The organism is Mitsuaria sp. TWR114, from assembly GCF_007997345.1.
The window spans coordinates 1-5,418 of record NZ_VOSR01000298.1 but is presented as its reverse complement, the minus strand read 5'-3'; the positions used below and the strand labels follow the sequence as shown (position 1 = coordinate 5,418).

Here is a 5,418-nt window from a genome sequence, read left to right as displayed (position 1 = left end):
AATGGGCGGGCGGCATAATCCGCCCCCTGCGCCGCTGTTTCCGACCCGATGTCCCGGGCGAAGGGCGGCGCCGAGTTTCCCATTCCGAACATTCAACGACACGCAAGCGAAGGCAACCCTCATGGCCTCGGTCAACAAAGTCATCATCCTCGGCAACCTGGGCCGTGATCCCGAACTCCGCTACACGCCCAGCGGCAGCGCGGTGTGCAACGTCAGCATCGCGACGACGCGCAACTGGAAGAGCCGTGAAGGCGGCGAGCGCCAGGAAGAGACCGAATGGCACCGCGTGGTGTTCTACGACCGCCTGGCCGAGATCGCGGGCGAGTACCTGAAGAAGGGCCGTCCGGTCTATGTCGAGGGTCGCCTGAAGACCCGCAAGTGGCAGGACAAGGAAGGCAAGGACAACTACACGACGGAAATCATCGCCGAGCAGATGCAGCTGCTGGGCGGCCGTGAAGGCGGTGGCGACGACATGGGCGGCGGCGGCGGCGGTGGTGGCTACAGCCGTGAGCGCTCGTCGGAGCGCGGCGGTGGCGGCAGTGGTCGCGACAGCGGCGACTTCGACGCACCACGCGCGCCGGCCCCGCGCGCCGCGGCGCCTCGCGCCCCGGCCCCCGCGCCGAAGCCGGCGACCGGCTTCGATGACATGGATGACGATATTCCGTTCTGATCGATAGCGATCCCGGCTATGCCGGGGTCGGATGATCAAGATGAAGGAAGCCCGTTGGCGTTCACGCCGCGGGCTTTTTTTCCTTTTCGAGCCGGACGCCCACCTTCAGCCGAAATGGCCGCCCCTCAGGGCAGGTCCACGATCTCGATCCAGTTCGCGGCCCGTCCCACCGGTTGCCGGCCGATCAGCCGGAGCGCGCCCTTGTCCGGATCGATGCGGTACACCGACAGCCGCTCCGATCTCTCTCCGGCCACGAGCAGGAACTTCCCGGTCGGATCGATGCGGATGCCACGCGGCTGCGTTTCCGTCGGATAGGCGTCCACCAGGCTCGGTTTGCCGGACGCCGCGGCAAGCGTCAGCAACGAGATCGTGCTGCTCGTCCGTTCGGACGTGTACATGAACCGGCCGTCCGGCGTGATGGCGATGTCGGAGGACCAGATGCGTCGCTGCTCGTCGCTCGCCGGCACCGTGAGCGTGCTCGAGAGCTCGGTGAGCGTCCCCCGATCGCGATCCCTCTCGAACTGGATGATGTTGCCGCTCAGCTCGCTGATCACGTAGAGGAATCGACCGTCGGGGGAGAACTCGATGTGCCGCGGGCCGTTGCCGGGCTTCGTCTTGACGAGCGCTGGATCGAGCGGCGTCAGCTTGCCGCTGGCGGCGTCGAATCCGAACTGCAGGATCTGATCGCTGCCGAGGTTGGTGACGTACAGGAAGCGATTGCCGGGGTCGATCCGGATGCTGTGTGCCTTCTCGCCGGTGGGCAGGACCTGGATGGCGCCCTGCTCGACCAGGCCGTCCTTGATCGCGCTGATCGCGATCCGGCTTCCGTCATAGGAGGCCGTGAACAGGAAGCGTCCGGTCCGGTCGGTGGACGCGTAGGCCATGCTGTCCGGGAGTGGCGCGTCGGCCTTCTGGCGCAAGGCGCCGCTCGCGGCATCGATGTCGTAGGTCAGCACGCGGAATGGCTCGGAGCGCACGACCGCGTACAGATGCCGTCTGGCGGGATCCACCGCCATCGGCATCACGAGCTTGCCGGCCGCCGTCTTGCCCAGCGGCGTGAGCGCGCCGGTGGCATCCATCTCGAACGCGTCGATGACGCCGTCCTGCGCCGCGGAGACATAGACGTAGGTCTTGGCCGAGACCGGGACGGCGGCAGCGATCGCCATGGCGGCGGCGCTGGCGATCTTCATCATTCCGCTTCTGAGCTTGCGCATCGACTCTGCTCCGGGCCTGTCATGAATGCTGGTGCGCCCGCATTCTGCCGGCGCGGAGCGTCACCAGCCGCGACGCGCGGTCCTGAACTCCACGCCATTGCCGATGGCGCGGTTGTCCAGTCACGCGTGCGGAGTGACCTTGCCCATCAGGTCCAGACGCGCGACCGCTTCCTCGGGCAACCGCAGTTCAGCGGCCGCGAGGTTCTCCCGCAGATGCTGGACCGATGAGGTGCCCGGAATCAGCACCAGGTTGGGCGAGCGCTGCAGCAGCCAGGCCAGTGCCACCTGCATCGGCGTGGCGCCGAGTTGGCTGGCGACCTCCGACAAGGCGCTCGACTGCAAGGGCGTGAAGCCACCGAGCGGAAAGAACGGGACATAGGCAATGCCGTCCCCGGCCAATTGCCGCACCAGCGCGTCGTCGTTCCGATGGACGAGGTTGTAATGGTTCTGCACGCAGACGATGGCGCAGAGGCGACGTGCATCCTCGACCTGCCGCGCGGTCACGTTGCTCAACCCGATGTGCTGGATCAGGCCCTGCCGTTGCAGTTCGGCCAAAGCGGTGAGCGGCTCCTCCAGCGAGCCCTCGGCAGGCCCGCGGACGTCCAGCATGCTGCGCAGGTTGACCAGCTCCAGCGACTCCAGACCGAGGTGGCGCAGGTTGTCGTGCACCGCCCTCGTCAGCTCGTCGGCGGACAGGGCAGGCAGCCACGACCCATCGGCCCCCCGCTTGGCGCCCACCTTGGTGGCGATGAGCAGATCCTGGCGATAGGGGTGCAGCGCCTCGCGAATGATCTGGTTGGTGATGTGCGGGCCATAGAAGTCAGCGGTGTCGATGTGGTCGACACCGTGCTCCACGGCCGCCCGCAGCACCGCCACGGCGGCGGCCCGGTCCTTGGGAGGGCCGAAGACGCCGGGTCCGGCGAGCTGCATCGCGCCGTACCCGAGGCGCTTCACGTTGCGGTTGCCGATGCGGAAGGTGCCGGCCTTGTCGAGTGAGTTCATGAGCAATTTCCTTTCGAAGGTGGCTCACTCTAGGCAGGGCCGCGGCGTACGATAAGTGGCTCCAATCCGCACGGGTCGTGCGGAAAACAGAACAGTGGCGGGCGCGATGGCGGATCACATGGCCGATCTGGCGGTTTTCGTGGCGGTGGCGCGCGCCGGAGGCTTCCGGCAGGCGGCGCGCGGCGGTGGCGTCAGCGCGTCCAGCCTCAGCGAGGCCCTGCGCAGGCTGGAAGCCCGCCTGGGGGTTCGGCTGCTCCACCGCAGCACGCGCAGCGTCGTGCCCACCGAAGCGGGCGCGCGACTGCTTCATCGACTGGGGCCCGCGTTGGGCGAGGTGGAAGCGGCGCTCGACGAGATCAATGGCTTCCGTGACCGTCCGGCGGGCACGCTGCGACTGAACGTCCCCGTCAGCGCGGCGCGCCTGGTGCTCCCGGCCCTGGTGCCGCCTTTCCTCGCCGCCTATCCGGACATCCGACTGGAAGTGATCGTCGACGAAGGCTTCGTCGACGTCGTGGCGGCGGGCTGCGACGCCGGCATCCGCTACGAGGAACGCCTGGAGCAGGACATGATCGCCCTGCCCATCGGCCCGCGTCACCAGCGCATGGCGACGGCCGCCGCGCCGGGCTATCTCGCGCGCAGCGGCCGGCCGCTGCATCCCCGCGACCTGCTGCAGCACGCCTGCCTGCGGGTGCGCTTCGCCAGCGGTGCCATGCCGCCTTGGGAGTTCCAGCGCAAGTCGGAGGTCGTGACGGTCGATCCGGCCGGACCGCTGGTCGTGCGGGCCGGCGGCGGCGTGGACCTCGCCATCGATGCGGCACTGGCCGGCAGCGGGGTCATCCACCTGTTCGAGGACTGGCTCCAGCCCCATCTGGCCAGCGGCGCGCTGGAGCCATTGCTGCAGACATGGTGGCGCCCGTTCACCGGGCCGTTCCTGTACTACCCCGGCCGGCGCCACGTGCCCGCGCCCTTGCGGGCCTTCGTCGACTTCCTGCGGGCTCGCCACGCCGAAGACTGAGCGGCGGCCCGGGCGCATGCCCGCGGCGCTCGCGGCATGCGCGGGCACTCGCGGCATAGGCGACAGGCCGCCGGCCGGCTCAGCCCTTCTTATCCGCCTTCACATCCATCACCACCAGCCCGGCCAGCATCACCAGCGGCAGCAGCAGCGCCCAGAACTTCCACGCCGCATAGGCGAATGCGCCCGTGAGCGCGCCCACCGCGAAGGCCGCGACCGGCCAGATGAAGCGACCCAGCCGCTCCCGCACGTCCGGACCAGCCGCGCCCCGCAGCAGGTCCACGCTGTCGATCACCACCTGCGTCACATTGCCCGTCATCACCGTCGTCGGCGTCAGCGCCGGCCAGGCCAGGCGGCCGGCCGCGTTCTGCACGCCCATCGCCGCGGTGATGAACAGGCCCGTGGCCATCGCCCACGGCGCGTCGGGTGCCAGCGCCGCACCCGCCGGCACGCTGCAGATCAGCGCCACCACCAGCAGCGCCGCCTGCATCACCAGCAAGGGCCGGCTCGCCACCGTCTTCGTCCGCTCGCAGCGCAAGGCCACCATCCGTGCCAGCGCGACCGACACCACGAAGGTCGGGAACACCAGCAGCTTCAGCAGCACGCTGCCGCCGCTGGCGCGGCTCAGCTCCGCGCCGATCAGCACGAAGTTCCCCGTCACGTGCGCCGTGAACAGCCCGAACAGCGCCACGAAGCCCACCGTGTCCACATAGCCGCCGATGAACCCCAGCGTCAGACTGGCCACCAGCAAGCGCTTCACGCCCGTCATGCCAGCACCTTCCTTTCCAGCACCGCGATCCGCGCCGCGCAGGCCAGCCCGGCGATCAGGCCCAGGTGCTCGAAGAAGGCGTTCTTGGCCATGAAGCGCGCCTGGCCGCTCAGGTGCCAGAAGTCGTTGGCCACCAGCATCGCCACCAGCGTCAGCACGCCCAGCGCGCCGGCCGCCAGCCAGACCCAGCGGTTCAGGATCAGCAGCAACGCGCCGATCAGTTCCACCACGATCGCCAGCACCGCCCACAGCACCGCGGGCTGCAGGCCGAAATGCGCCTGCTCCGCCACCGCGCCGGGAAAGTCCATCGCCTTGTCGATCCCACCGATCAGGTAGGCCGACGCCAGGCACAGGCGCAGCATCACCCCGAAGGTGGGCCACTGCAGCACCGCCTCCACCCAGCGCGGTGCGGCGGGGGAGAACAGACGGGTGGATCGGTACTCGCTCATCGTGGGGCCTCCAGGTGCCGCCGGTTGTACCCGGCTTCGGCGCGCCGCATCGGGGCGGCTCGTGTGTCCAAGTCCATCATCAGACCGCCCAGCACGCGCATCCCAGCGCGCCCCAGAAGCTCTTCAGGTCGGAGGCGGGCACCTCCGACGCCCAGGCATTCGCATGCGCATGACCATGGACGCCGCAGGCGGTGTCGCAGCACGCGGTGCGCCGCATCGCCGCCTGCAGCGGCTTGCCTTCCGCGCCCCAGGCGCCGTAGCCGCCGTAGCGCCGCACCGGCGACCAGTCCGGCATCGCCGGC

Annotated in this window: 6 protein-coding genes and 1 pseudogene; 2 read left to right on the top strand and 5 right to left on the bottom strand. The window is 69.3% G+C overall.

What is annotated here, in order from left to right; genetic code table 11:
- Nucleotides 1-121: 121 nt before the first annotated feature.
- Complete coding sequence (locus FUT87_RS12340; protein ID WP_147241202.1) at nt 122-670, top strand: single-stranded DNA-binding protein; 549 nt, start codon at nt 122-124, stop codon at nt 668-670.
- Between the two features lie 125 nt (nt 671-795).
- Here FUT87_RS12340 and FUT87_RS12335 read toward each other — a convergent pair whose 3' ends face one another.
- A complete protein-coding gene (locus FUT87_RS12335) occupies nt 796-1,860 on the bottom strand; it encodes a beta-propeller fold lactonase family protein (RefSeq protein ID WP_222617124.1) in 1,065 nt (354 codons plus the stop codon).
- 144 nt (nt 1,861-2,004) lie between these two features.
- A complete protein-coding gene (locus FUT87_RS12330; RefSeq protein ID WP_147241201.1) occupies nt 2,005-2,886 on the bottom strand; it encodes an aldo/keto reductase family oxidoreductase in 882 nt (293 codons plus the stop codon).
- Between the two features lie 118 nt (nt 2,887-3,004).
- Between FUT87_RS12330 and FUT87_RS12325 the strand changes: the two genes are divergently transcribed.
- Entirely contained in the window at nt 3,005-3,901 is an 897-nt protein-coding gene (locus tag FUT87_RS12325; RefSeq protein WP_404935394.1) for a LysR family transcriptional regulator, read from the top strand.
- A gap of 79 nt (nt 3,902-3,980) precedes the next feature.
- Here FUT87_RS12325 and FUT87_RS12320 read toward each other — a convergent pair whose 3' ends face one another.
- From FUT87_RS12320 to FUT87_RS12310, 3 genes and pseudogenes are all read right to left on the bottom strand, one after another.
- Nucleotides 3,981-4,667 carry a YoaK family protein gene (locus tag FUT87_RS12320; protein ID WP_147241199.1) on the bottom strand — a complete coding sequence of 229 codons (687 nt, stop codon included), beginning with the start codon at nt 4,665-4,667 and terminating at the stop codon, nt 3,981-3,983.
- Complete coding sequence (locus tag FUT87_RS12315; protein WP_183493405.1) at nt 4,664-5,116, bottom strand: DoxX family protein; 453 nt, start codon at nt 5,114-5,116, stop codon at nt 4,664-4,666. Before FUT87_RS12315 ends, FUT87_RS12320 begins: the two co-directional genes overlap by 4 nt.
- Before the next feature lie 79 nt (nt 5,117-5,195).
- A pseudogene (locus FUT87_RS12310) lies at nt 5,196-5,418 on the bottom strand (amidohydrolase); the annotation flags it as partial.

What these genes read in the sequence shown, in the direction of transcription:
- FUT87_RS12330 (WP_147241201.1), bottom strand. Translation starts at nt 2,886, where the DNA reads ATGAACTCACTCGACAAGGCCGGCACCTTCCGCATCGGCAACCGCAAC.
- FUT87_RS12320 (WP_147241199.1), bottom strand. Translation starts at nt 4,667, where the DNA reads ATGACGGGCGTGAAGCGCTTGCTGGTGGCCAGTCTGACGCTGGGGTTC.
- FUT87_RS12340 (WP_147241202.1), top strand. Translation starts at nt 122, where the DNA reads ATGGCCTCGGTCAACAAAGTCATCATCCTCGGCAACCTGGGCCGTGAT.
- FUT87_RS12325 (WP_404935394.1), top strand. Translation starts at nt 3,005, where the DNA reads ATGGCCGATCTGGCGGTTTTCGTGGCGGTGGCGCGCGCCGGAGGCTTC.
- FUT87_RS12335 (WP_222617124.1), bottom strand. Translation starts at nt 1,860, where the DNA reads ATGAAGATCGCCAGCGCCGCCGCCATGGCGATCGCTGCCGCCGTCCCG.
- FUT87_RS12315 (WP_183493405.1), bottom strand. Translation starts at nt 5,116, where the DNA reads ATGAGCGAGTACCGATCCACCCGTCTGTTCTCCCCCGCCGCACCGCGC.